17 protein-coding genes and 4 tRNA genes are annotated in these 22,639 nt (G+C 42.9%); 13 read left to right on the top strand and 8 right to left on the bottom strand.

What is annotated here, in order from left to right; genetic code table 11:
- Positions 1-6: 6 nt before the first annotated feature.
- The 4 genes from N477_RS07525 to N477_RS07510 all read left to right on the top strand — a co-directional run bounded on the left by N477_RS07525 (position 7) and on the right by N477_RS07510 (position 467).
- Positions 7-82 (top strand) — tRNA-Phe (locus N477_RS07525).
- Positions 83-93: 11 nt separating this feature from the next.
- A tRNA-Thr gene (locus N477_RS07520) sits at positions 94-169 on the top strand.
- Positions 170-303: 134 nt separating this feature from the next.
- Positions 304-379 (top strand) — tRNA-Phe (locus N477_RS07515).
- A 12-nt stretch (positions 380-391) separates the two neighbouring features.
- A tRNA-Thr gene (locus N477_RS07510) sits at positions 392-467 on the top strand.
- A gap of 132 nt (positions 468-599) precedes the next feature.
- Here the strand turns inward: N477_RS07510 and N477_RS26450 are convergent.
- On the bottom strand, positions 600-722 hold the full coding sequence (locus tag N477_RS26450) for a transposase (protein WP_231098101.1): 123 nt from the start codon (positions 720-722) through the stop codon (positions 600-602).
- A 214-nt stretch (positions 723-936) separates the two neighbouring features.
- On the opposite strand from N477_RS26450, the gene N477_RS07500 reads away from it, so the two are divergent.
- Positions 937-1,200, top strand: coding sequence for a DUF1289 domain-containing protein (locus tag N477_RS07500; protein WP_063361882.1), 264 nt, complete (start codon positions 937-939; stop codon positions 1,198-1,200).
- Here N477_RS07500 and N477_RS07495 read toward each other — a convergent pair.
- Complete coding sequence (locus tag N477_RS07495) at positions 1,184-1,864, bottom strand: transporter substrate-binding domain-containing protein (protein WP_155731837.1); 681 nt, start codon at positions 1,862-1,864, stop codon at positions 1,184-1,186. The two genes, N477_RS07500 and N477_RS07495, sit on opposite strands and share 17 nt — an antisense overlap.
- 157 nt (positions 1,865-2,021) lie before the next feature.
- Here N477_RS07495 and N477_RS07490 point away from each other — a divergent pair, with 157 nt between their 5' ends.
- Genes N477_RS07490 through N477_RS07480 form a run of 3 tightly spaced genes read left to right on the top strand, consistent with a single transcriptional unit; the run spans position 2,022 to position 7,104 of the window.
- The gene (locus N477_RS07490; RefSeq protein ID WP_063361881.1) at positions 2,022-2,225 is read left to right on the top strand and encodes a DUF3283 family protein; all 204 of its coding nucleotides are present in this window, start codon (positions 2,022-2,024) and stop codon (positions 2,223-2,225) included.
- Positions 2,226-2,227: 2 nt separating this feature from the next.
- The gene (locus N477_RS07485; RefSeq protein WP_063361880.1) at positions 2,228-2,653 is read left to right on the top strand and encodes a GNAT family N-acetyltransferase; all 426 of its coding nucleotides are present in this window, start codon (positions 2,228-2,230) and stop codon (positions 2,651-2,653) included.
- The gene (locus N477_RS07480; RefSeq protein WP_081216450.1) at positions 2,650-7,104 is read left to right on the top strand and encodes an EAL domain-containing protein; all 4,455 of its coding nucleotides are present in this window, start codon (positions 2,650-2,652) and stop codon (positions 7,102-7,104) included. The genes N477_RS07485 and N477_RS07480 overlap by 4 nt, the downstream gene beginning before the upstream one ends.
- On the opposite strand, the gene N477_RS07475 is transcribed toward N477_RS07480, so the two are convergent.
- The 5 genes from N477_RS07475 to N477_RS07455 all read right to left on the bottom strand — a co-directional run bounded on the left by N477_RS07475 (position 7,101) and on the right by N477_RS07455 (position 14,835).
- Positions 7,101-8,048: an ion transporter gene (locus N477_RS07475; protein ID WP_063361879.1), complete on the bottom strand. Its 948-nt coding sequence runs from the start codon at positions 8,046-8,048 to the stop codon at positions 7,101-7,103. The genes N477_RS07480 and N477_RS07475 overlap by 4 nt on opposite strands.
- Positions 8,049-8,058: 10 nt before the next feature.
- Positions 8,059-10,740, bottom strand: a complete 2,682-nt coding sequence (locus N477_RS07470; protein ID WP_063361878.1) for a bifunctional acetate--CoA ligase family protein/GNAT family N-acetyltransferase — start codon at positions 10,738-10,740, stop codon at positions 8,059-8,061.
- A gap of 150 nt (positions 10,741-10,890) precedes the next feature.
- Positions 10,891-12,732, bottom strand: a complete 1,842-nt coding sequence (locus N477_RS07465) for a methyl-accepting chemotaxis protein (RefSeq protein ID WP_063361877.1) — start codon at positions 12,730-12,732, stop codon at positions 10,891-10,893.
- A gap of 456 nt (positions 12,733-13,188) precedes the next feature.
- A complete protein-coding gene (locus N477_RS07460; protein ID WP_063361876.1) occupies positions 13,189-13,710 on the bottom strand; it encodes an NUDIX hydrolase in 522 nt (173 codons plus the stop codon).
- Between the two features lie 72 nt (positions 13,711-13,782).
- Entirely contained in the window at positions 13,783-14,835 is a 1,053-nt protein-coding gene (locus N477_RS07455) for an aldo/keto reductase (RefSeq protein ID WP_063361875.1), read from the bottom strand.
- Between the two features lie 259 nt (positions 14,836-15,094).
- Between N477_RS07455 and N477_RS07450 the strand changes: the two genes are divergently transcribed.
- From N477_RS07450 to N477_RS07430, 5 genes are all read left to right on the top strand, one after another.
- Entirely contained in the window at positions 15,095-15,631 is a 537-nt protein-coding gene (locus N477_RS07450; RefSeq protein ID WP_063361874.1) for a hypothetical protein, read from the top strand.
- A gap of 290 nt (positions 15,632-15,921) precedes the next feature.
- Positions 15,922-16,977: a DNA polymerase IV gene (dinB, locus tag N477_RS07445; protein WP_155731836.1), complete on the top strand. Its 1,056-nt coding sequence runs from the start codon at positions 15,922-15,924 to the stop codon at positions 16,975-16,977.
- Between the two features lie 110 nt (positions 16,978-17,087).
- Positions 17,088-18,785, top strand: a complete 1,698-nt coding sequence (locus N477_RS07440) for a carbon starvation protein A (RefSeq protein ID WP_046356692.1) — start codon at positions 17,088-17,090, stop codon at positions 18,783-18,785.
- 64 nt (positions 18,786-18,849) lie between these two features.
- Positions 18,850-20,382, top strand: coding sequence for a peptidase M17 (locus N477_RS07435; RefSeq protein ID WP_063361872.1), 1,533 nt, complete (start codon positions 18,850-18,852; stop codon positions 20,380-20,382).
- An 87-nt stretch (positions 20,383-20,469) separates the two neighbouring features.
- Positions 20,470-20,865 (top strand): HIT domain-containing protein, encoded by a 396-nt coding sequence (locus tag N477_RS07430; protein WP_063361871.1) that lies wholly within the window; start codon positions 20,470-20,472, stop codon positions 20,863-20,865.
- A 12-nt stretch (positions 20,866-20,877) separates the two neighbouring features.
- Here the strand turns inward: N477_RS07430 and N477_RS07425 are convergent, their stop codons facing one another.
- Positions 20,878-22,563 carry a dipeptidyl-peptidase 3 family protein gene (locus N477_RS07425; protein ID WP_063361870.1) on the bottom strand — a complete coding sequence of 562 codons (1,686 nt, stop codon included), beginning with the start codon at positions 22,561-22,563 and terminating at the stop codon, positions 20,878-20,880.
- Positions 22,564-22,639: the final 76 nt, after the last annotated feature.

The raw sequence follows: 22,639 nt of genomic DNA, 5'->3' as shown, positions 1-22,639 counted from the left end.
TTATTTGCCCAGATAGCTCAGTCGGTAGAGCAGAGGATTGAAAATCCTCGTGTCGGTGGTTCGATTCCGCCTCTGGGCACCATTATTAAGTGTGCCGACTTAGCTCAGTTGGTAGAGCAACTGACTTGTAATCAGTAGGTCATCCGTTCGACTCGGATAGTCGGCACCATTTAATTTTAAAGCAGCAGTTTGCTGCATCTAATTAATTAAAAATCTTATTTGTCCAGATAGCTCATTCGGTAGAGCTGTTTGGAATTGTATTGAAAATCCTTAGTGAGTTTTAATACACATGAAACCTTATTTGCCCAGATAGCTCAGTCGGTAGAGCAGAGGATTGAAAATCCTCGTGTCGGTGGTTCGATTCCGCCTCTGGGCACCATTCTTATAGTGTGCCGACTTAGCTCAGTTGGTAGAGCAACTGACTTGTAATCAGTAGGTCATCCGTTCGACTCGGATAGTCGGCACCACTTATTTCAAAAAGCCAAAATGCCCTGTATCTAACTATTTACTGATATCATATCTTTTAGCTTACAATTTTCATCTTCAAGCTCATTTAAACGTTAAACGTCTGAGGCTTATATCCCACTATATTTAAAACGCTACTTATAAAATGTACTTTGACCAACACCATGTTTATGCATGTTTTCGGTACAAGTACGCCCCGATTCAGCTTCTTTGAGCATGCCGACTATCTGTGTTTCGGTGAACTTAATTTTTCGCATCGTAAAATTTCTTTCTTATACTGGTAGAAATTCTACTTATGAACTGTTTCAGTTTATGGCGTAGTTACAGTCGACTGTATTCACCATCTCTTCATACTCACAAGCCTTAGCGACTTTACGATATTTCAACTAGTATTTTATTAAGGCGCCAAGTTAGGTAGTATTTTGATTGATGTGGCCACTTTATGTGCAGGTTTGATCATTGACCCTTAGTATGGAACAAATAGAGATATTCACAATCCCAAGTCCGTGTCAGGGGATCTGTGAAGTGAACAATCGCGGTTATTGCAAGGGCTGTTTTCGCAGCCGAGAGGAACGCTTTTGTTGGAATCAAATGACAGAGCATCAAAAAAAGCAGGTGGTAGATCTATGCCAGCGCCGTAAAAAGCGTGTAATGGCGAAAAAGCAGGCAGAGAGTGTCAGCAGTACGTCTAAAGGGAAAGATGTACAGGATGATTTGTTTAAATTCGATATTTAGCTTTTAAAACCTTGATAATCCCCTTTTTTTCTAACTTTTCTAATGTATTTTTTATTTTAGGGATGAGTTCTTCATGTTTATGGTGAAGATAATGGTAGCTGTCTATGGTCATTAAGTCTTCAATTTTGATTGACTCTACATCCATATAGGGCAAATGTTCGCGCAGGTGAAAATCTACAATGAGCGCGCCTTGCACTTTTTTTTGCATCAACAAGTTTAATTGTGCGGCACTGCTTTTAACCTCCAGTAGCTCTCCTTGATAACGATTTTCCATCATGTATTGATAAGCGACCAGATAGCCACTTTGAACGACCAAAGACTCAATATCTTTAAATGCGCAAGTAGTGCAATGACTGAGAAGTTGTAGATTGAAAGAATAAAGGGGGAAATCGACATGGATTAGATTTGCATAACTGTCTGTTACGCCTGCAATTCGCCCTAGCTGACCGTCAAGCTCCCCTTCATTGGCTGCAACTAACGCACTTTGTAATTCAAAATCAATGAGTTCTAATTTATGGCCAATGTCGTTATAAGCTAAGCTCAACAATTCAACGACATAGCGTGCCTGGGGGGTGTCAGCGGGGCGATTAAAGTAGAGCGTTTTTGCCTGAGCAACAGAGCTGTACGATAGTAAAAGTATCCATAAAATTTTGATATGCCCCACAGAGCTCCCCCTAAATTACAGTTTTGATGAGTGTGCTTTTAGTTCTTTTAATTCTCACTGAATACACTGTAATAATTAACTTTGTAATTCAATACTGCCGTTGTCTAGAACATATATGATACACTGTTTTTATAATTTTCAATAATTGTACAGTTCGATGTCTTATAATCTGTGTAATCTCTCCAGAGCGGAAAAATATCAAATTCAACTAGAGTATGAAGCGTCATTTTGGGCTTATCAAATTAAGCGCGGCAAAAATACTCGTGAGGCAATATACGACGCAATTAATAGCCGCCCTTTGTCAGAGCGCGATACGTTAAAAGCAAAGTTTGAGCAATATTTGGGACTTATGTTAGTTTAGTTATGCAATTAAGTTGTTTGTGTTTACCTGCGATTCAGACGCCATTAGTGAATAAATTTTATCAGGCTAACAGGGTACGTGGTAGAGCAACTAAGCAAGATGCTGTATGGGTGGTTAAGGACTCAAGGTTGATAGCCGCTTGTCGGTTACAATCAGTCGAACAGGAGACGTTTTTATCAACTGTTTTTGTAGACCAAGCATACCGAGGAAAAGGGGTCGCTAAGCAGCTGCTACTGGCTGCCATTGAGCAAGAGTCTTGTGTTTATACTTTCGCATATCAAGCGGTTTTACCACTGTACTCAAAGCTTAACTTTATTGTGATAGATGAAAAGGTGTTGCCGATGAAGCTTCGGCAAATGTTCGAGAGTTATACCAAACAAGGACGAGAAATTATCGCGATGTGTTATCAAGGGAATGTGCACGCATGAACTATCTAATTGCTTTGTTCATCTTGGTGTTCAGCGTATTGTGTCATGGGCAAGTGTCTCGTATTTCTCCAGCAGAAGGCTTATCACAAAGCTATGTAAATACATTACTATTTGATAAAAAAGGCTACCTTTGGTTATCTACAGAGGGCGGGTTAAATCGCTATGATGGATATCAAGTACTTGAGGTCATGGGCCCCAACAAAGCCTTGGACAAAATGCAAATTGACCGCATCTATCAAGACCCTGCTGGCAAAATTTGGATAGCATCAGGCCGAGCGGGTTTATTTAGTTATCATCCTGAATTCGATTTATATCGTCAATACATTCAAGCCCCTTCTTCTGAGCAAGACTATATTCAAAATAGTGTTTTTCAAATGCTAGAAAAAAGTCCCAATGAATTGTGGCTTGGCCGAACCAAAAATGTCTCTGTCCTGAATAAAGACACAGGCCTCATCACTGAGGTTATTTCTATCCCAGGGATGAATGACCGAAGCTTAGTTCGCTCGTTATTGCAATTTGAAGACATACTCTATATTGCGACTACGGAACATCTATTTGCCTACCACATTCCCAGTGCGCGCTTAAAGCCAATAAAACATATCGATAACCCCGAGCATCCGTTTCAACATAATACAAAATCTTTAATCTTACTAGATGATTCTACTTTACTGGTGGGCGCAGTACTTGGCTTATACCAGCTAGATATCGGTGAGTTGCAGAAAAACTTCGATGCTACGCCAGCATACAAAACGATACTAGAAGAGTTTAATATTTGGCATATGTTGAAGCAGCAGGCATATTTGTTGCTCGGTACTGATAAAGGACTCATGCGGTTTGATCCTAAGACTGGGGAAGTCGAACCTGATAAGCGTTTGACTCAAAGTCGTTTCTCTATCTCTGACAGTAGTATTATTCATTTAAACGAAGATAATAATGGCGGTGTTTGGGCGGCTACCCGCACAGATGGCGCGTTCTATCTACCACCGGATAACCATATCTTTGATAACGTCCAAAATGACTCTGTGATCGGGGAGTTTTCACATGGTGCGGTATGGGGCATTGTAGAGTTTCAAGGCTACCTTTGGGCGGCTACCAGAGATGGGTTAACTAGATATGATCCGGCTACACGAGAAGCGAAACCTTTATTGCAAGGATATATGGGAGAGAGCTTTTTACCCGAATACTCTATTTTTGATTTATTCCCATTTAAAAACAAATTATGGCTGATAAGTAATCGTGGTTTGTTTGTTTTTGACCCTAAGACAGAAAAAATCTCTCGGCCAAGAGCACAAAATCCAGAGTCTACGGAGATACTTTCAGGCTTTGTAAAAGGAGCAGCCTTGGTTGAACCGGGCTTTTTGTATTTTGTTGATGGTAATTCGGGCTTTTATTTGTTCAATATGAACAACGGCATACTAGAACCTTTGGGAGACAGCTTTGCACAGTTTGATCCTTTTTTGAGTTATGGGTTTTTCCCGCCGTTGTCGAGTCACCCCACTCAACCCGTTTTTTACAGTGAAGGCCGGCTATTCAGATATGACCATTTAAAGCAAAAACTCACGCAAATATATCAGGTGCCAAAGGCACACAAGCAATCAGCGGTAGACCTATTGAGCTACACGATAGACAAAAATAACGTGCTGTGGCTATCGTTTGCGACGCATGGTTTAGTGCGTCTGACTGCCGATGGTTATAAGCCCTTGCCGTTGCCTACGGACTCTTTGTCTGTGACTAATTTCATTTTGTATGAAATGCAGCAGGACAAAGAGGGAATGATTTGGATGTCATCGCATCAAGGTATATGGCGCTTAGATCCGGATAACTTTCACTTGCAAGGCTTTACCATAAACGATGGTTTGATGAGCAATGAGTTTAATAGCGGCTCTTCTGTAAAATTAAAAAATGGGCACATTGCCTATGGGTCATTACAGGGAGTCACCATTTTTGATCCGGAAGTTAATCGGCCAAATAGGCCATTGCTAACGCGCGTAAATATCACCAACGTTGACTTGATGTCGAGAGAGCTTAAACCTGCGGGGCTAAAGACGTTTTCTTCGATTGAACTTAATCACGATGATATTGGATTAGAAGTGTCATTTTCTGCCATGGCATTTACTGCCCAAGAGCGTATCGTCTACGAATATCAGTTGTCGGGCGAACAGAGAATATTGAGCCGTAACAGTAATCGAGTCGTCTTTCCTAAACTAAACCCTGGTAATTATCGTTTGAAAGTATGGGCTAAAGATCCGCTCACAGGCGATTACACAGAGCCAGCAGAATTGAATATTCGCGTTAAGTATCCTATATGGCGTTCACCATTAGCGCTGGCATGTTACCTTATTTTGGCCAGTGCGTTATTTGCGCTTTGGGTTCACAGGAAAAATCGCGTCGCGCAATTATTGATGGAAGCACACAAAGATACTCGCAATAGTGAAACACGTTTAAAAATGGCGTTGGAAGGCAGTAACTCGGGCGTATGGGATTGGCAGTCTGGCTCTAACTTAGTATATCAGCCCCGCTTGGTAAACGAGCTTGGCTATAAAAATGAATATATCAACCTAGATGATTATTTAGAGCTTATTCACCCTCAGGATAGGGCCTTATTTCGTATAGAGTGGCTGGAGTTTGTCTCCACAGCAAAAGGGTATATTGACTGCACATATCGACTGCGTAATCGAGTTGGTCAATGGCGCTGGTATAAAGATTACGGCAAGGTAATGGCGTGGCGAGAGGCAGTGCCTATGCGCGTTGCTGGCACCTACACTAACTTGACGCGAGAGCGAGTATTTGAAGAACGCGCCGCATTATTTGGTGAAGCTTTTGAACAGACCCGAGATTGGGTTATGATTTTTGATAAGCGTTTTCGAATTCTGGCATGTAACAAAGCACTTCAAGATGCGTTTGGGGTTGAGGCAAACCCGACGTCTAGTACCAGTGTAAGCCTTGGGTTAGAGCGCCATGTGCGACTACATTATTTGAGAGCAATGAGCAAACTGGCAGAAGGGGAATATCACAGTGCCGAAGAGGTATTGCGTTTACCAAGCGGTGAGGTACGTCATGTACTGGTAAAAGTGACTGCCACTTTAGGTCAAAATTACATTATTGTTTTGACGGATATCAGCAAACAAAAGCGTACAGAAAAAGAGCTTTATCAACTTGCAAACTACGATGCCCTTACAAAATTGCCAAACAAAGTCCTATTTATGGACAGAGTACAGCATGGCATAGAGCAAAGCGAAGAATCACAGCAATCCTTGGCCATTTTGGCAATTAAATTTGGTCGTCTGCAACGCTTAGCAGACACCTTTGGTGATGATTTTGTGTTGGCTGTGATCCGCCAAGCAGCCAAAACGTTGCAATGCTGCTTTAGGGAAATGGATAGTCTAGCCATAGGTCAAGAGCGAGATTTTTACATTCTAATGGAGCACCTTGACGATGTAGACGCGGTGACTCGCTACGCACAATGTTTGGTGGCGCGCTTTGAAGAGGGTATGCGCGTACATGAGCAAGATGTGCACATTGATGTGCATGTTGGTATATCACTCTACCCTGATGATGCCAGTGATGCATTTGAGCTAAATCAAGCTGCGGAAATTGCATTAAGCCATGCAAAGAAAAATCCGCAAAGCCACTATCAGTATTATCATCAAGATATTAATCAGCAAGTGAAGCGTAAAATAGAAGTGGAACGACGTTTAAGTGCAATCTTCAATGATGATCAATTATGTAACTATTACCAGCCGATTTTAAACGCCACGCAAGGCCATATTGAAGGGTTTGAAGTGATGCTCAGATGGCCTGATGATCCTAATGTCAGTGCTGAAGAGTTTGCAGCGGCAGCTGAGAAAACAGGGCTAGGGAACGACGTTATTTTACAGACGATTGAACGAGCCTTAATTGAGCTGAAGGTGTGGCATTTATCATGGCCAGAGCTGTATATTTCAGTCAATTTATCTGCACAGTTTTTACACTCCAGAGGGTTTGTTGACGGCATAAGGACTTTACTGGAGAAAACTCATCTACCCGAAAGGTGTTTGGTGTTTGAGATATCTGAGTCGGTTATGATGAAAAATGTCTCGCAATCTATAGAGCGAATGCTCGCATTGAATGCGTTAGGGTGCCGTGTATTTATGGATGATTTTGGTACTGGGTACACGTCTTTGATGTATCTGACTCAGTTCCCAGTGAGCACGATAAAAATTGATAAAGGCTTTATTACCGACATCGGTAATAACCCGGATCATGAAAGCATTATTCATTCAACGTTATCCCTTGCTCATAGCTTGGGTAAAGATTGCATTGCTCAGGGAGTAGAGAATATCGATCAGCTTAAGTTTTTACGCATGCTTGGCTGTGAGCGTTTTCAAGGCTATTTGTTTAGCCCAGCGCTGCCAGGTGACATGATTGCACACTTAATGGCGAACTCTTGGCAAGAGATGTTTGAAAGCTAAAGCTTCTCACCACAGTGACGACAGTAAAGGCTTTGTGCTCGTTCTGAGGCCATCAGTTTAATTGCTTGATTGGCCTCAGAGGCGCTGAGGCCTAATTCTAGCCTGAGAGCTTCTAGATGCTCAGCCTCAGCGTCGTCTAACTTACCATCGACCAATGCATGTAATACCGCTTCATGAAAGGCATCTCGGCGTTTACGCAATTGATCGGCAAAGCTCGATGCCAATAATCCAGTTGGAATGGCCACCATGCCCATACTGAGTAGTGTAATGACGCCGCCAAAAAAGCGTCCTAATGGCGTAATTGGTACTACATCTCCATACCCTACTGTTGTCAGTGTTGCCATTGCCCACCACATAGCCGCGGGGATCGAACCAAATTTGTCAGGTTGAACATCATGCTCAATAAGATAAATGCCGCATGATGCAACAATCAAGACAAGCGACATAATAAAAAAAGCCGCCATTAACGAGCTGGCTTCTTCCTTAAATGCTGCCAGAAGTAACTGCATTGCCCGAGAGTAACGAGTAAGCTTAAAAATACGCATTAACCTGATGACGCGCAAAAACCTGAGGTCGAACGTAAAAAATACCATCAATAAGGTAGGTAAAATGGCGATTAAATCAATTACAGCAAGGGGGGAGCGGATATACTTCAATCGAACAGCAAAATGACTTTTGCTATCGTCTTTAAAATTGAGCTTATCGACACAACACCATAATCTCAGTAAATATTCGATACAAAAAATACCGACGGATATCACTTCAATATAGAAGAACGCGCGATAATATTGACTTGCTAAGTCAGGCACGGACTCTAAGACAATCGCGACCACATTAAAAATAATTAAAGCGATTAGAAATATATCTAAGCTGTGGGCAATTTTGCGGTATTTACCGCTGCCTTCTAATATGGCTGCCGTTTTTTGTCTTAGCGTTAAGCTCATGTTTTTTTAACTACGGATTAGTTGCTTGAAGCGGCATAGTCATAATTGCAGCGCCTTCTTCAAAGTCTCTTCTGACATTAAAACCTAGGTGTTTTGCTAAATTTATCATACCCGTGTTTTCAAACAAGGTGATCCCTTCAATCGTGTCGACACCTTTCTCTTTACAGTAATCAATGGCTGCGCTCATAAGTATTTTCCCCAAGCCTAGGCCTTGAGAATCCGAGCGCACTATGACAGAAAACTCAGCCTGCGTGTTGTCTGGGTCCATCAAGACTCGCGAAACACCCAGTGTACGAAACGTGCTTTTGTGTCGTTCACTAATGATAAATGCCATTTCGCGGTCGTAGTCAATTTGTGTCATCTTAGCCAACTGGTCGTGGGTAAACTGTGGCAACTGGCCAAAAAAGCGCTTATACCTATCTTCTTTAGTAAGTGACTGGTCAAACTCTTGATGGTGGCGCTCATCTTCAGGCTTTATCGGCCTCAGCGTCACTTTCTGGCCATTTTTGAGTGTAATTTGGCGTTCCAGCTCTTTAGGGTATGGCTTAATGGCTAAGCGTTTGCGATGTGCTGTAGGCTGATATGGTGACAAGCCTATCTGTGCATCTAGCACTAAAAACTGTCCAGAGCTTGCCAAAATGGGGTTGAGCTCAAGGCTATGTATATCAGGCTGCTCGATGATCATTTGAGACACCCGAGTGAGTAGGGCACACAGTCGATATTTATCGACTTTATCTGGTAGAGTACGCTCTTTCAAAACGCCTTTATCATGGGCTGCGGCGATGAGGTATTTAGCCAAATTCATATTTAAAGGGGGCAGTGCGACGGCGGCTTGAGAGAAATTCAGGCCTGTACCGGCTTCCCCTAATAAAATCACTGGCCCAACATCAGGTTCTGTTTTTATCGCAATACGCAGCTCTTGTGTACCGGCCCTAGATGCCATTTTTTGTAGAGAAAAGCCTTCTATTTCTGCATTGGGATATGATTGTTTAATTCGAAGCAGCATAGAAAAAGCGGTTTGTTCCACTTCATTTCCATCGTTTAGGTTGAGCACCACGCCGCCGACCTCAGATTTAGACGGAATGGCGGCACTCAGTAACTTTAATGCGACAGGAAAGCCAATGGCTTCTGCTTGCTCTTTGGCTTCACTAGGAGTGAGGGCGACTTCGGTTTGGATACAATCAATCCCATAGTTTTTGAGAATTTGGCTCGCTGAGTGGGTTGATAAATATTGATGCCCAGCACGTAAGTAACGATTGATTTGCTGCTTTGCAGCACGACTATCGATTAACTCGTCTTGAATGATGGACTCAGGGGTTTGCGTCAGGTGCTTTTGGTTACGGCGATAGGTGATCAGGTGCATAAAAGCACTGACTGCCCCTTCAGGCGTTCGATATGTTGGTATGTTACTTAATACACAAATGTCTCTGGCGGAACGTGCGGCTTCCTCTCCCATAAAGTTAGTCATTACAAACGGTCTGGCCATCTTGGGCAGTTTTTCTAGCGTTTGTGCGATGATCTTGGCATATGCTGAACTGGGTGCCAGTGCTGAAGGCGTATGTATGATCAGCAGATTTTTAACTTCATCGGCTTTTAATAAAACTTCTAAAGCTTTCTGGTAGCGCTCAGGTGACGAGTCGCCGAAAATATCGACCGGATTTTCAGTTTGTGATGATTGAGGCACAATATTGTTAAGGGCTTCAATGGTTTTGTCGCTGAGCTTTGCAAGCTTACCTGAACGCATCAATAGGGTATCGACAGCCATAATACCCGGGCCGCCACCATTGGTTAAGATTGTTAAGTGTTCGACTTTGAGTAATTTGGGGTGCAGTGCAAGTGTTTGCGTGGCTGCAAACAGCTCTCGTAAATCGTTTACGCGCAGCATCCCTGCACGTTGAAACATGGCATCGTAGACCGCGTCATCTGACGTTTTACCGCCTGTGTGGTTGTATGCTGCACGCGCGCCGGCAATGGTTCTACCTGTTTTTATTGCAATAACAGGCTTATTGAACGCTGCAGCGCGAGCTGCGGAGATAAAGCGCCTTACGTCTTTTATATTATCGATATAGAGCAAAATAGCTGAGGTTTTACTGTCTCGTGCTAAATAATCAAGTAGCTCATCAAAGTCGATATCAAGGCAATCTCCGACAGAGACAAAATGAGAAAAGCCAATGTGCTTGTTTTTTGCCCAGTCCAAAATGGTAGAGCAGACTGCAGCCGATTGCGATACGAACGCAAGTTTACCTGGTTTCGCCACTGTGTGTGAAAAGCTGGCATTCAGACCGATATGCGGCAAGATCAGCCCTAAGCTGTTACTTCCAAGTAGGGTAACTTCGGCATGTTGTGCACAGTGCTTTAAGGTATTTTTTTCTTCATTGTTTAATCCAGCAGCAACGATAATGGCGTGTTTGCAGCCAAGCGTACCGAGTGCTTTTATGAGTTGGCAAAGGGTGTCTTTGTTCGTGCATATAATGGCAAGATCTGGGGTGCAGGGCAGTTGCTCTATATCCGAATACGCAAGTACACCATTGACAGCTGTATATTTCGGTGTAACTGGCATAATAGGCCCTTTAAACCCACCTTGTAGCAAGTTTCTCATGACGACATTACCCGCCCTGTTAGGGTTGTTGGAGGCGCCGATGACTGCAACCGATTTGGGATTAAAAAACTGACCGATGCGCTTTACACTCATGCCTACTCCTTTGAATTGCTTATATTAAGCGAGGTGCTTACTCAAGACTGTAACATGTTTACATTATATTTCGAGAAGATAAGAGAATTACTTTGATCTCTCGGGCACTTTTGAGGTGCAAAAGTGCCGCAGTGTAAGGCGTTTGATGATTTATACTTTGAATTTAGATACGTCCTCCTGCATTTTATGGGCGTCAAATTCAAGTGCTTCACAGTTTTTGCAGTTTTGGCAAGAGTCAACATAGAGCTGCTCTGCTGATACAGAAATATTGGCTGCCGCATTTTCTACACCTTGAACGGTTGCCATTTGCTCTTCTGTTGCGCCTGCTATTTGGATCACCATATCGCGTATTTTATCCATCGCACTTTTGTTATCATCCATGCTTTGCTGGGCATCTGTGATCCCTTCGTACATTTGCTCACTTAAAGATAAGCTTGTTTGCATTGCTTGCTCTGAGTCATGGACCAAGCTTTGCAGACCATGGATCATGCGTTCGATTTCCACGGTAGAGCTTTGAGTGCGCTTTGCCAGTGTGCGCACTTCGTCAGCGACGACCGCAAAGCCTCGACCGCTTTCACCAGCGCGCGCAGCTTCTATAGCGGCATTCAGTGCGAGTAGATTGGTTTGTTCTGTGATCCCACGTATGACTGAAGTCACACTTTCAATTTCGCCACTGGCTGAGGATAATTGCTGCATCAGTTTACTGTTTTCGTTGATGTGCCCGGTCAACTCCGACATATTGTGATGGGCTTTGTGCATGATTTCTGAGCCGCGGGCCATATTTTCATCGGCCTCATTGACATTGTTTTGCACTGCAACGCTGTTTTCTGCAATCAGAGAAACGGCTTGCACTAGCTCACTGACCGCCACTTTCACGGCATGAGTATTGTTTTTCTGCTCTTCGATGGCTTGTTGTGAGCGTTTCGTTACCTCAACCGATTGGTGAGCACCGCTCTCTACTGTTTCGCCCGTATGTTTTATTTCCCTGACAATATCGGCGGTTGTATCGATAAATTGATTGACTGATCCTGCAAACTCTGTGACTTCATCTCGACCGCTGAGCTCAATATGGTGGGTCAGGTCCCCTTCACCATGACTAATGGTGGCCATATTAGCATTGGCAATTTTGAGTCGTTGCACAATATGCGCACCTTTCCACAGTAATAACCCAGCGATGATGACAGTTAGGATACCAGCTAGCATCAAGCCTTGATTTTTCGCGGCAATAAGTTCGTGCTGGATCCCTTGATCTATATCGCCAGACAATTGGTTCATTGTACTCTCAACTTTATGAATACTGCCTCTCAGCTCTCCTCTTAGCCCTGAGCTTGCATCTAGCCCTCGCTCAACCAGGGCAGTAGTGAGCGCACGCGCCGTATTTTCAAATAAAGTAAGGTCATTTTGTCCACCGCTAAACTGATCATTGAAATAGACTTTCATCACTGCGAGTTGCTGGGTTACTTCATTTTTAGTCGACATGTTGAGGTTAGTTTGAAAGTCATTTTCCAACAGCACTAGCCGAAGTGCTTTACTCATTGCTGTGATATCACCGATATTGGTGAGCGACTCATGCAATGCGATCTCAGCTTGGTTGAATTCTCCTCGCAGGCCTTGGTTAGGGGTAAGTCCAATCTTTGTATCCAGTGCGACTAAGTTACGTAAGTTGGTTTCATAATTGCTCAGGTCTTTTTCGGCGACAATGAGGGCTTGCTGCAAGTGAGTAGGAAGCTGCCCACTAAGGACTGACATATTTTGCCGCATCAGTTTGATACGGGCGTCAAACTTATCGACATACTTTTGCTGCTTGCGAAGCAAAAAGTCTTTTTCATGACGTCTGAGCATCAAAAGGTCATTATTAATCTCTTTGCTGGTTGCGAGTCGCTGTCCTAAATTCGCTATATGGCTTGTTTCATACCACAATACACCCACCATGCAAAACAGTGCGATCATGACAAGAGAAGAAAGTAAAATGAAAGTTTGACGTATGGTCATAGTCTACTCCTTAGCTTCGATACTCCCATCACAAAACTTAGAACAGAATTTTGAAATTACCAATTAGCAATGAAATTTATTGAGATTATTTGTCTAACCACTTATTCATTATGACGTCACAAGTTATTTTCATTACATTTATGTTACAAAAATACACATGTGTCCCCAAAATATGAGAAATGGTATAGGATACTCCACAGGCAATGTCTTTTATTTATTTCAACAATCTACCATCTCGGTGCAATGCAAATAAAGGAGAGCTTGGCTGTTACTCATAATTGAGTGGGGTATGAGGTGTTTGTTTTATGTTACTTCTTTGTGTGACGAACTCTCATCAAAGAATTCGTCACTGGCATGAACTGAGACGATACATTATTTGTGATAGCCAGGGGCACATTGCGAGCCAATGTCTATGCTTTCCTGTAGCGAACTGACTAGCTCGCGCTGCTATTACGTTTAGTCTAGGTTTAACTTCATGATATCTTTAGCTATGTTTTCTAAGATAGTTAATTCTCTTTGTACAGATTGACCTTTTTTATCACTATTAGCCAAAGTATTTCGATTATGTGCGATGGCATCTTGAATTGGTACCCATACAGGTCGCATACCATTGGCTTGCTCATACGCTTCCATTTGAGGTGCTGTGAAGTTCCCGCAAATTTCTACGATGAAGCAGTGTGAGATAATATGTACATTATCAAATTCAGGTTTGTGCCAGCGCTGAAACTCTTCATAAATACCATAGGGCTTAATCTGGGTAATGGATTTTGCACCTGTTTCTTCTAGCAACTCTCTGCCAAGCGCAGCTTCCATATTCTCACCTTCATCAACGCCACCTCCCGGCAAAGTGTAATCATCATACCTTGCGGTGTAGAGTAGTAAGATTTCTTGATCTTTAGTGACGATTGCTCGTGCTGCGTGCCGAATAAAATGACTGCCAGGCAACGCCTCAGCGGGGTTGGTATTGAGTTGCTTCATAATGACTTTGTTGTTAGAGAATGCAAATTGGTGAGTGTACCATATTTACATTCTCCTTGTGTGCGGCGGTGACTAGAAAGGCACTGGGTAAGTTTTTAAGATGGTATCAATTTCAGCAAGCGCCTCAGGAGGTAGTGGTTTATCAAACGCGCTGATATTCTCTTTTAATTGCGCCATTGATGTTGCACCAATAATGGTGGAGGTCACACCATCGACTTGATCACACCAAGCTAATGCCAATTGCGCCGTTGTTAAGTGATGCTCATGAGCAATTTCTTGGTATGCGGCTGTTGCTTGTTGCGAATACTGCGTATCTCTAAATAAGCCATGGCGCTGCATCAGTGTCCAGCGACTGCCCTCTGGTCTAGCACCACCCAAATATTTACCTGCCAGCAGACCACCAGCTAAAGGTGACCATGGTAGGTAGGCAATGTCTTCGTTAACACAATTCTCTAGTAAATAAGGCCAGTCTTTTTCGTGTAGTAAATTAAACTCATTTTGAATTGAAACGGGCTTTTCAATATGGTGTTGCTCACATAAGTTGAGGTAGGTATTGATACCCCAAGGGGTTTCGTTAGACAGCCCCCAATGGCGAATTTTGCCTTGGCTAAAGCATGCTTTGAGACCTTCTAAAATATCACTCATTTCGTCTAACTGTTGTTTTTTACTCACCGCGTGCAGGTCTAACATACCATGCCAGTGCTTGCCAAAGTGGGGAGATGTCCTGTTTGGCCAATGTAACTGGTATACATCAATATAATCTGTATTTAATCGTTTGAGAGAGTGATCTACAGCTTCGATCACCGCTTGCTTATTTATGGGTTTACCATCTCGTACCCAATTTAGTCCAGCTCCTGCAATTTTAGTAGCCAAAACTATTTCTGATCTTTTTTCTTCATGACGTTTTAACCAATCACCTATGATTTTTTCGGTTTTTCCATAGGTATCAGGCGATGGAGGGACTGCATACATCTCGGCAGTATCAATGAAGTTAATGCCTTGACTTAAAGCATAATTAATCTGTTCATCCGCATCATGCTGATTGTTTTGCAAACCCCAAGTCATACTTCCTAAACAAACTCGCGAAACCTTTAATGGTGAGTGGCCTAATTGGCTGTACTTCATAGATACTCCTTGCAAAATCTGACAATTGCACCCTGCTAAATAGCGGCGCTAAGATTTATATCGACTAACAGCAGTGTAGAGCATTTCTTCTTATTGTGCAGGTGTTTGTTGGTGCTTGAGTGTTGAGGCAATGGTGAAGGTGAAAAAGTAGTTTGGTATTTTATTCATTGCGTACCAATATATTTTGGTTGTGTGAACGCCACATGTAACTTATTGTATTTTAATCCCTGTTTTTGCAAAGCAATCTGATGGATCAAGTATGGATGAAAAAATTATATTTGCGATTATCGACCATTTGGCATTTGTAGTTCTTTTTTTAGGTCTAATAATCAGTTGGCGTGATCCGTTTGCAAGATGGCTTCTTCTCAGTTACACAGTAATTGAAATAATTGAGTTTTTAACTTTTAGTGAGGTTTATACTTGGAAAGTACACTTTTATCTTTTTGAAGTCTTTATGTGCTTTTTGTTTATGACGCCTATCGTTTTTAGACGCCCCATGGCATTGTTTTGCTATCGAAATACTCAGCAAGTGTTTTTCTTGAACGTGGCTGAGCGTACTATATTGTCGCGTTATGAAGTCCGATTTCTTCAATTATTAGCAGCAGCTGCATTGGTTAATTTTATTACTTGGATAGAAGTGCTTTGCTATAAGTATTGGATAATTGATAATGCATTCATCAAGCTATATTTTAGAAACTACTTTATCGCATGCGTTATTTTAGCCCAGTGTGCTGCGATTTATGCGCTGAGTATGTACACACTGACCTTGAAGCCAGAAACTAAAAAGTGTATTTGATATAACTTTGGTTAAGCGGTTTTTACTGTCAAACTAATCTGACGTGCGTCTTCGTTATATCAAGTCTGTTTGCAGCTATATAAGAAACTTTAATTTAAGTAACACCTGTGATGACTGACCCTAATGCACTGATTTATTTGATATATTAAAGCATTGAATAATAAGTCTATTTTTTATCCAGTAAAGGCGCTTAAGGTGGCACCTAACCAAAATGAGTGAACAGAGCGTAGACAAACAAGATTTAAGCTGTCAATATACTGTATAAGTAAACAGTGGTTAGGTGTGCGTTCGTGAAAAAGTTTATTCACATTGATATGGATTGCTTTTATGCTGCGGTAGAAATGCGCGATGACCCTTCATTGGCTAATGTGCCAATGGCGATAGGCGGTAGAAGCCACCGAGGTGTGCTCTCAACATCTAATTACATTGCACGCCAATACGGTGTGCGCTCAGCCATGTCTAATTATAAGGCCAAACAACTCTGTCCTCAGCTTGTCATTGTGCCAGGGCGTATGCAGGTCTATAAAGAAGTATCCCATCAAATTCGTGCTATTTTCGCAAGGTATACGTCGTTGATAGAACCTTTATCATTAGATGAGGCTTATCTTGACGTGACTGATTGCACTGCATTTCATGGCAGTGCCACATTAATTGCAGAACAAATCCGCAAAGATATTTTTAATGAGACTAGGCTCACTGCATCAGCAGGTATTGCGCCAATTAAATTTTTGGCAAAAATAGCCAGTGATGAAAACAAACCTAATGGACAATGTGTGATCACGCCAGAGCGTGTAGATGCGTTTATCGATGAGTTACCACTTCGCAAAATTCCGGGTGTGGGTAAGGTCACACATGAAAAATTATTGGCTTGTGGCTTAGTGCACGGCAAGGATGTGAAAGGCTTAAGCTTGGATGAAATGGCACATCGTTTTGGCAAGTTTGGCAGGGTGCTTTGGCGACGGTGCCAGGGAATAGACGAGCGGGGTGTTGAAACGGAGCGTGTGCGTAAATCAGTGGGTGTTGAAACCACGTTTGAAAAAGATATCCAAGATCTGACGCAATTAAAGTCGATTTTATGTGACAAACTCATACCTGAATTGACTCGTCGCAGTGAAGGGTATCAAACAGAGCGTGCCTTCACTAAGTTGGGTGTTAAAGTGAAGTTTTACGACTTTTCTCAAACCACAAAAGAATGCCAGTGTAGCCATATTGATCCAGATATTTTGTGTACTTTATTAGAGCAAGCCATTGCTCGTTATGGCAATAAACCAGTTCGATTAGTTGGGGTGCAAATTGGGTTGGGTGATGCACCGAGCAATCAAATTCAAATGGGATTATTTAATTGACGCTGTGGTGTCATTTTATCTCAGCCCATCTGTGCGACTAAAATATAACTGAAATTGCGATTTTCCGTGTTAAAGTGGTGTTAATACAACAATAACACTGAGGACAACCCATGCAATCTATCATGATAGTATTGTTTGGTATCTTGGGGATGCTATTTGGCTGGTTTGTGTACTCCAAGTTTATCGCAACTAAAATCTTTAAAATGGACGATAACTTCGTCACTCCTGCTCATGAATTTAACGATGGTGTTGACTATGTCCCAACCAATAAAGTGGTACTTTGGGGACACCATTTTACATCTGTTGCTGGCGCAGCTCCCATCGTCGGCCCTGCGATTGCTGTATATTGGGGTTGGGTGCCAGCTGTTTTATGGGTGGTCTTTGGTACTATCTTTTTTGCCGGTGTGCATGACATGGGCGCTTTATGGGCCAGTGCGCGTCACAAAGGCAAGTCCATGGGGGCGCTGTCTGAGTCAGTCATAGGTAAACGCACACGTTCACTGTTTATGATTGTGGTATTTTTGGTATTGCTGATGGTCAACGCCGTATTTGGAGTGGTGATTGCAAATTCATTTGTTGCTAATCCAAATGCTGTTTTCCCTGCTTGGGCTGCTATTGTCGTTGCACTTATTATCGGCCAACTGTTAAAGCGTAAAGTGCCGTTAATTCCGCTTTGTTTGGTCGGTGTTGTGGTGTTGTATGCAACGATCTATGCAGGTAGTGGAATGCCGATTGCACTGCCCAGTGAAGTGTTTGGGCTAACAGATAAAGCCAGTTGGATCTTAATTTTATTCGTTTATGCAGCGGTTGCTTCGCTATTACCTGTTTGGATGTTACTTCAACCCCGTGATTTCATTAATGGTATGCAGCTACTGGTTGGCCTTGTTCTTTTATACGGTGCGGTATTCGTTGTTATGCCAGATATCACAGCACCGGCTTTTAACACACAAACCGCAATAGATACCCCCAGTATTATTCCGCTGCTATTTGTCACGATTGCATGCGGTGCCGTATCTGGCTTTCATGGTATCGTGTCTTCAGGCACAAGTTCCAAACAATTAAATAAAGAGACCGACGGGCGATTTGTTGGGTATTTAGGTGCAATTGGTGAAGGCTCTTTGGCGCTGATCACCCTAGTGGCTGTCAGTGGTGTGATGCTGGCGGTTTCCCCAGAAGAGTGGCATGAAATTTATAGCCATTTAGGTGCGGGCTCAGTGGGTGCATTCATTCAAGGTGGCTCAAACTTGATAAGCACAGGTTGGGGACTGTCTGCTGAGATAGCTTCTACATTACTGGCTGTGATGGTGGTGTTGTTTGCAGGTACTACGATGGACTCAGGTGTTCGATTGCAGCGCTATATTATTCAAGAGTGGGGTGATATTTATAAACTCCCTATTTTGAAAAATGGCATTATTGCTACCTTAGTCGCAGTAGGGTGTTGTTTGTTATTGGCTTTTGGGGCTGGTGGCGCTTCAGGAAGCGGTGGCATGATCATTTGGCCTTTATTTGGTTCGACCAACCAAATTCTGGCAAGCTTAACCTTGTTGGTCATTTCTGTGTACCTTATCAAACTTGGCAGACCCGCAAAATTTACATTAATCCCCATGATATTTGTTATTTTAATGGCCTTTTTTGCCGGTCTTATTAAATTGGGTGAATACTATGAGAAAGGTAACTGGCTATTGGTTGGCCTGGATATTGTGGTTTTGGTGGTGAGTGTCCTTGTTATGCTCGAAGCATGGAGTGTTGTCAGTAAACTCAAAAGTACAGCGGAAGCTGCTCCGGACAGTGAAGAATCGAGCAGCTAGCTTGGCTCTTGCGTCTAAATAACCGATAATTGGCCCTTAAATTACAAGAACAAGGGCCATTTTTATGTCTTTTCCTCTCTCATTGCCAGCTTCTAACTGGCAGCAAAGCGATGCCGATGCAGTGATCGTTATCACATCTGATGTAAACGATTTAGGCGATCAGCAACTTAATGACATAGCCGCACCGTATTTAGCCGTTGATGCGCGTTTGGCCACTCAAGCAAATGTTTTGTTAGCACCTCAAGTTCCGGGGCAGCGTTTAATTATCGCACCAACAGGTCAACTTAACCGTGATTATGATGATGTGCGTCGCTTTTTTGCCGCGGGCCAAGCTGCCATTGCACAAGCAAAAGCATCAGGTGCTGTGAAACCAGTGATCGTGTTAGCGGGCGTACCAAGTGACGAACGTTATAAAAATGCGTTACAAGTTGCTTTTTTAGGTGCTTGTCAAACATTGTGGCAACCGCTAGAAGCACGTGAGTATCGCGGCGAGCATATTGAACCGGTTGAGCAGATTTTCTTGGTTGATGCTGATGACGCTATGTGTGCGCAGATCAATGCCATTGCCGCGGGTCAGTATGCGGCACGTGACTTATGTGGTACTGAGCCAGAGCGCATGGCACCGCCGCGCTTTGCTGACTACTGTGTCTCATTGTTTGAAAACACCTCAGTCAAAGTTGAGGTGATCTCAGACATTAATACCATTGATAAAGACTACCCTATGCTTGGCACTGTAGCGCGTGCATCGTATGCTGTTGAGCGTCATCACCCACGCGTAGTTAAGATGGAATATGTTCCAGAAGGAGATATTGAACGCACATTGATGTTTGTCGGTAAAGGCCTTGTTTATGATACGGGTGGTGCAGATCTGAAAGTGGGTGGCTTTATGGCAGGTATGAGCCGCGATAAAGGCGGTGCAGCATCTGTTGCAGGCTTTATGAAATCAGTGGCAGAGTATCAGCCAAAAGGTGTGAAAGTGATTGCTTACTTGGCGGTTGTTCGAAATTCAATTGGCTCTGATTGCTTTGTGCCTGATGAAATCATCGAAACTCGCGAGGGCGTACGTGTTCGTATCGGTAATACCGACGCAGAAGGGCGTTTAGCTATGGGCGATCTGCTAAGTGAAATGAAAGATTTAGCTAAATCAGAAGTTAACCCTGAGCTGTTCACTGTAGCAACATTGACAGGTCACGCAGCGCGCGCGATGGGCCCATACAGTGCGTTTGTTGAAAACGGTCCGGCACGAGCTAATGCGGTTTCACGCCAAATTGCTGATCAAGGCGATATTTGGGCTGATTGTGCAGAGGTATCTCGTAGCCGTCGTGAAGATTACGATTTTGTTCAGCCTCGCACGTTGGCGGATGATGTGCTTTCAAGTAACAATGCACCATCAGCTGTGACAGCACGTGGTCACCAGTTCCCTATGGCATTTTTGGCGATTGTGGGTGGTCTGGATAAACATGGTTGTGATTCTGAACTACCTTTACCTTACGTTCATATGGACATTGCAGGTAGCGGTGTTGAAGGCGGTGATTGGCAGCATGGTAAGCCAACGGCTGCAACTGTGAGCAGCTTGTTTGCACGTTATTGCCTGTAAGGATTGATAGAGTCTTTTGTGCTCTAACTAAGTAAAATTACCTTAAAGCAGATACTCGTTATCTGCTTTTTTATCGGAGTAGAAAAAATGGCATTTGAACTTGCCCCAGAATTACAAAGAGATTGCATTGAATTAGCGCAGTGGCCTTTAAGTACGGTGCTTTTAATGAATGATAGCCAATTCCCTTGGTTTATTCTGGTCCCTAAAGTCGATGGCGCGCGTGAGATCATTGATTTAAATGAGCAGCAGCAACAGCAGTTTTGGCAGGAGTCAAAGCAGTTGAGTGAATTGTTAATGGCAGTTTTTACACCTGAAAAGCTCAATGTCGCTGCCCTTGGTAATATGGTGCCACAGTTACATGTACACCATATTGCGCGTTTTACGCATGATGTCGCGTGGCCAAAACCTGTTTGGGGTCTGCATCCTGCAATACCGTATACGGATGAGCAGCTTATAGAATTGAAAAAGGCGCTCGCACTGTAGCGCCTTTCATGGCTAAAGGCCCAATACGGCTTTACCTTGTTTAAATGTCACATCTACTGGGATATTCGCATCTGCAAGTTTATCTAAGTCAGCTTGCAGCTCAGCTTTTATATCACCGTGGGTTGCAATGAGTTGGTCGACTTTGTGGTAATCACCCTCTCCTTGTAATGTGAGGATCAAGTTTGATAATTTCTCCATGGCGGCGCCCATTTTATCCATATCTACCTGATAAAGACCTTGTGCATTTTTAGAAAACGCGCCCTCTTGTTTAAAGAAATTAAAGCGGATCATATTGGCTTTGCCGTGTGCACTGGATGCACCAAAGCGCACTGATCGGAATATACCGGCCATAAAAGTGACGTAATAATCTTCCAAAGTACCTTCAGTAATTTCGCCTTTTTTCAAAAGCTGCTCAACCATATACAAACCTAGGATATCGGCTTTGCCTTCTTCGATTGCACTGGCGTGCTCTTGCAATGATTGTCGAACCGTGCCCTTGCCGGTGATGGTATTTTTAATGCCTAGGCCATGGGCTACCTCATGAAACATGGTGTTGGCAAAAAATGCGTTAAAGGTAATGTGCTTGCGCTGCTCGGGCACAATCAGTTCGTCTGCGATAGGGACTAAAATTTTATCAAACTTAGCACGCATTGCGTTTTTAAGCTGAAGTCGACGGGTACCCTTTTCTAATTGTACTTGCTCATCGTTAGGGAGGTTGATGGCAATTGTTTTACTGCCTGCGTTTGAGTGACCTGCATAGTAAACTACATCATAGGCGTTGAGATCTGCATCTGATCCCGGTACTTCTTGCTTGTATTTTTGCGCAACTGGTAGACCTGTTTGAAGTTCTGGTAAAAAGGCCGCAAATTTAGCTAAACGCTCACTCCATGCTAAGTCCTTAATTAATACATAAGACTCAAATGCACTGCGATAGCCAAATAATTGGTCCTCGTATGTCTCAATCGGGCCGATGACAACATCGATGGGGTTATTTTTCATCTCCATCCATGCAAAATCAGAAGGTTGATAGCTGTTATTTAATAAGGCATCTGCGCGAAGGTTTAAGTAGTTAGAAAACTGCTTATCTACAGCCAATGAGCTTGCTTGTCTGAGCAGGTTTGCAGCTTGTTCTAGCTCAGCTCTATATTCAGTGGCGTAGGGTACGGAATATAGGTTTCCTTGCTCATCTCTTTTTACCATGGAGTAAAGACCTTGCTTGTCTTTAAATTCAGCTTGGTTTAACTCCGCTTTAGTCATATCACTTGGGTAAAACTGTGCGCCGGGTGTTTTTTCTTCAAACCCGCTCAGAAATACTTTGTCGCCATCTAAACGGTCCCAAGGACCATAATTAATGTCGGCAAATTGGCGTACTTTGTCATCCTCGATGCCCGCTAGGAATGCGGATTTATTTTGACCGAAAGCTTGTTTCCAAAATAAATCATCCATTATTTTTGATGCATCAATGAGCAGTGAAATCATCTTTTTCTGGTTGTCATTAAGGTGACTCAAATCACTTGTTAAGGTGACCTCGGTATAAATATTGAGTCGTTGCTGATCAACATTTATTAATGAATGTGTTGCAGAGGATTGCTTTTCTGCTTGCTTAGTATCTGCTTTTTCTGATGGTTGTTGAGAGCACGCGCTTACTAGCAAGCCTGAGGCGACCAAAATAGCACTGGATAGTTTAGAAAGTTTCATCATTTACCCTTGAGATTTTAGTTATTATGATTGTGAGGCATCTATGATGCTTAAAAAATAGCAATTGAGCAAACAG

The organism is Pseudoalteromonas luteoviolacea H33-S (assembly GCF_001625695.1).
Lineage (GTDB): Bacteria > Pseudomonadota > Gammaproteobacteria > Enterobacterales > Alteromonadaceae > Pseudoalteromonas > Pseudoalteromonas luteoviolacea_B.
This window is presented reverse-complemented; position numbering and strand designations above follow the sequence as displayed.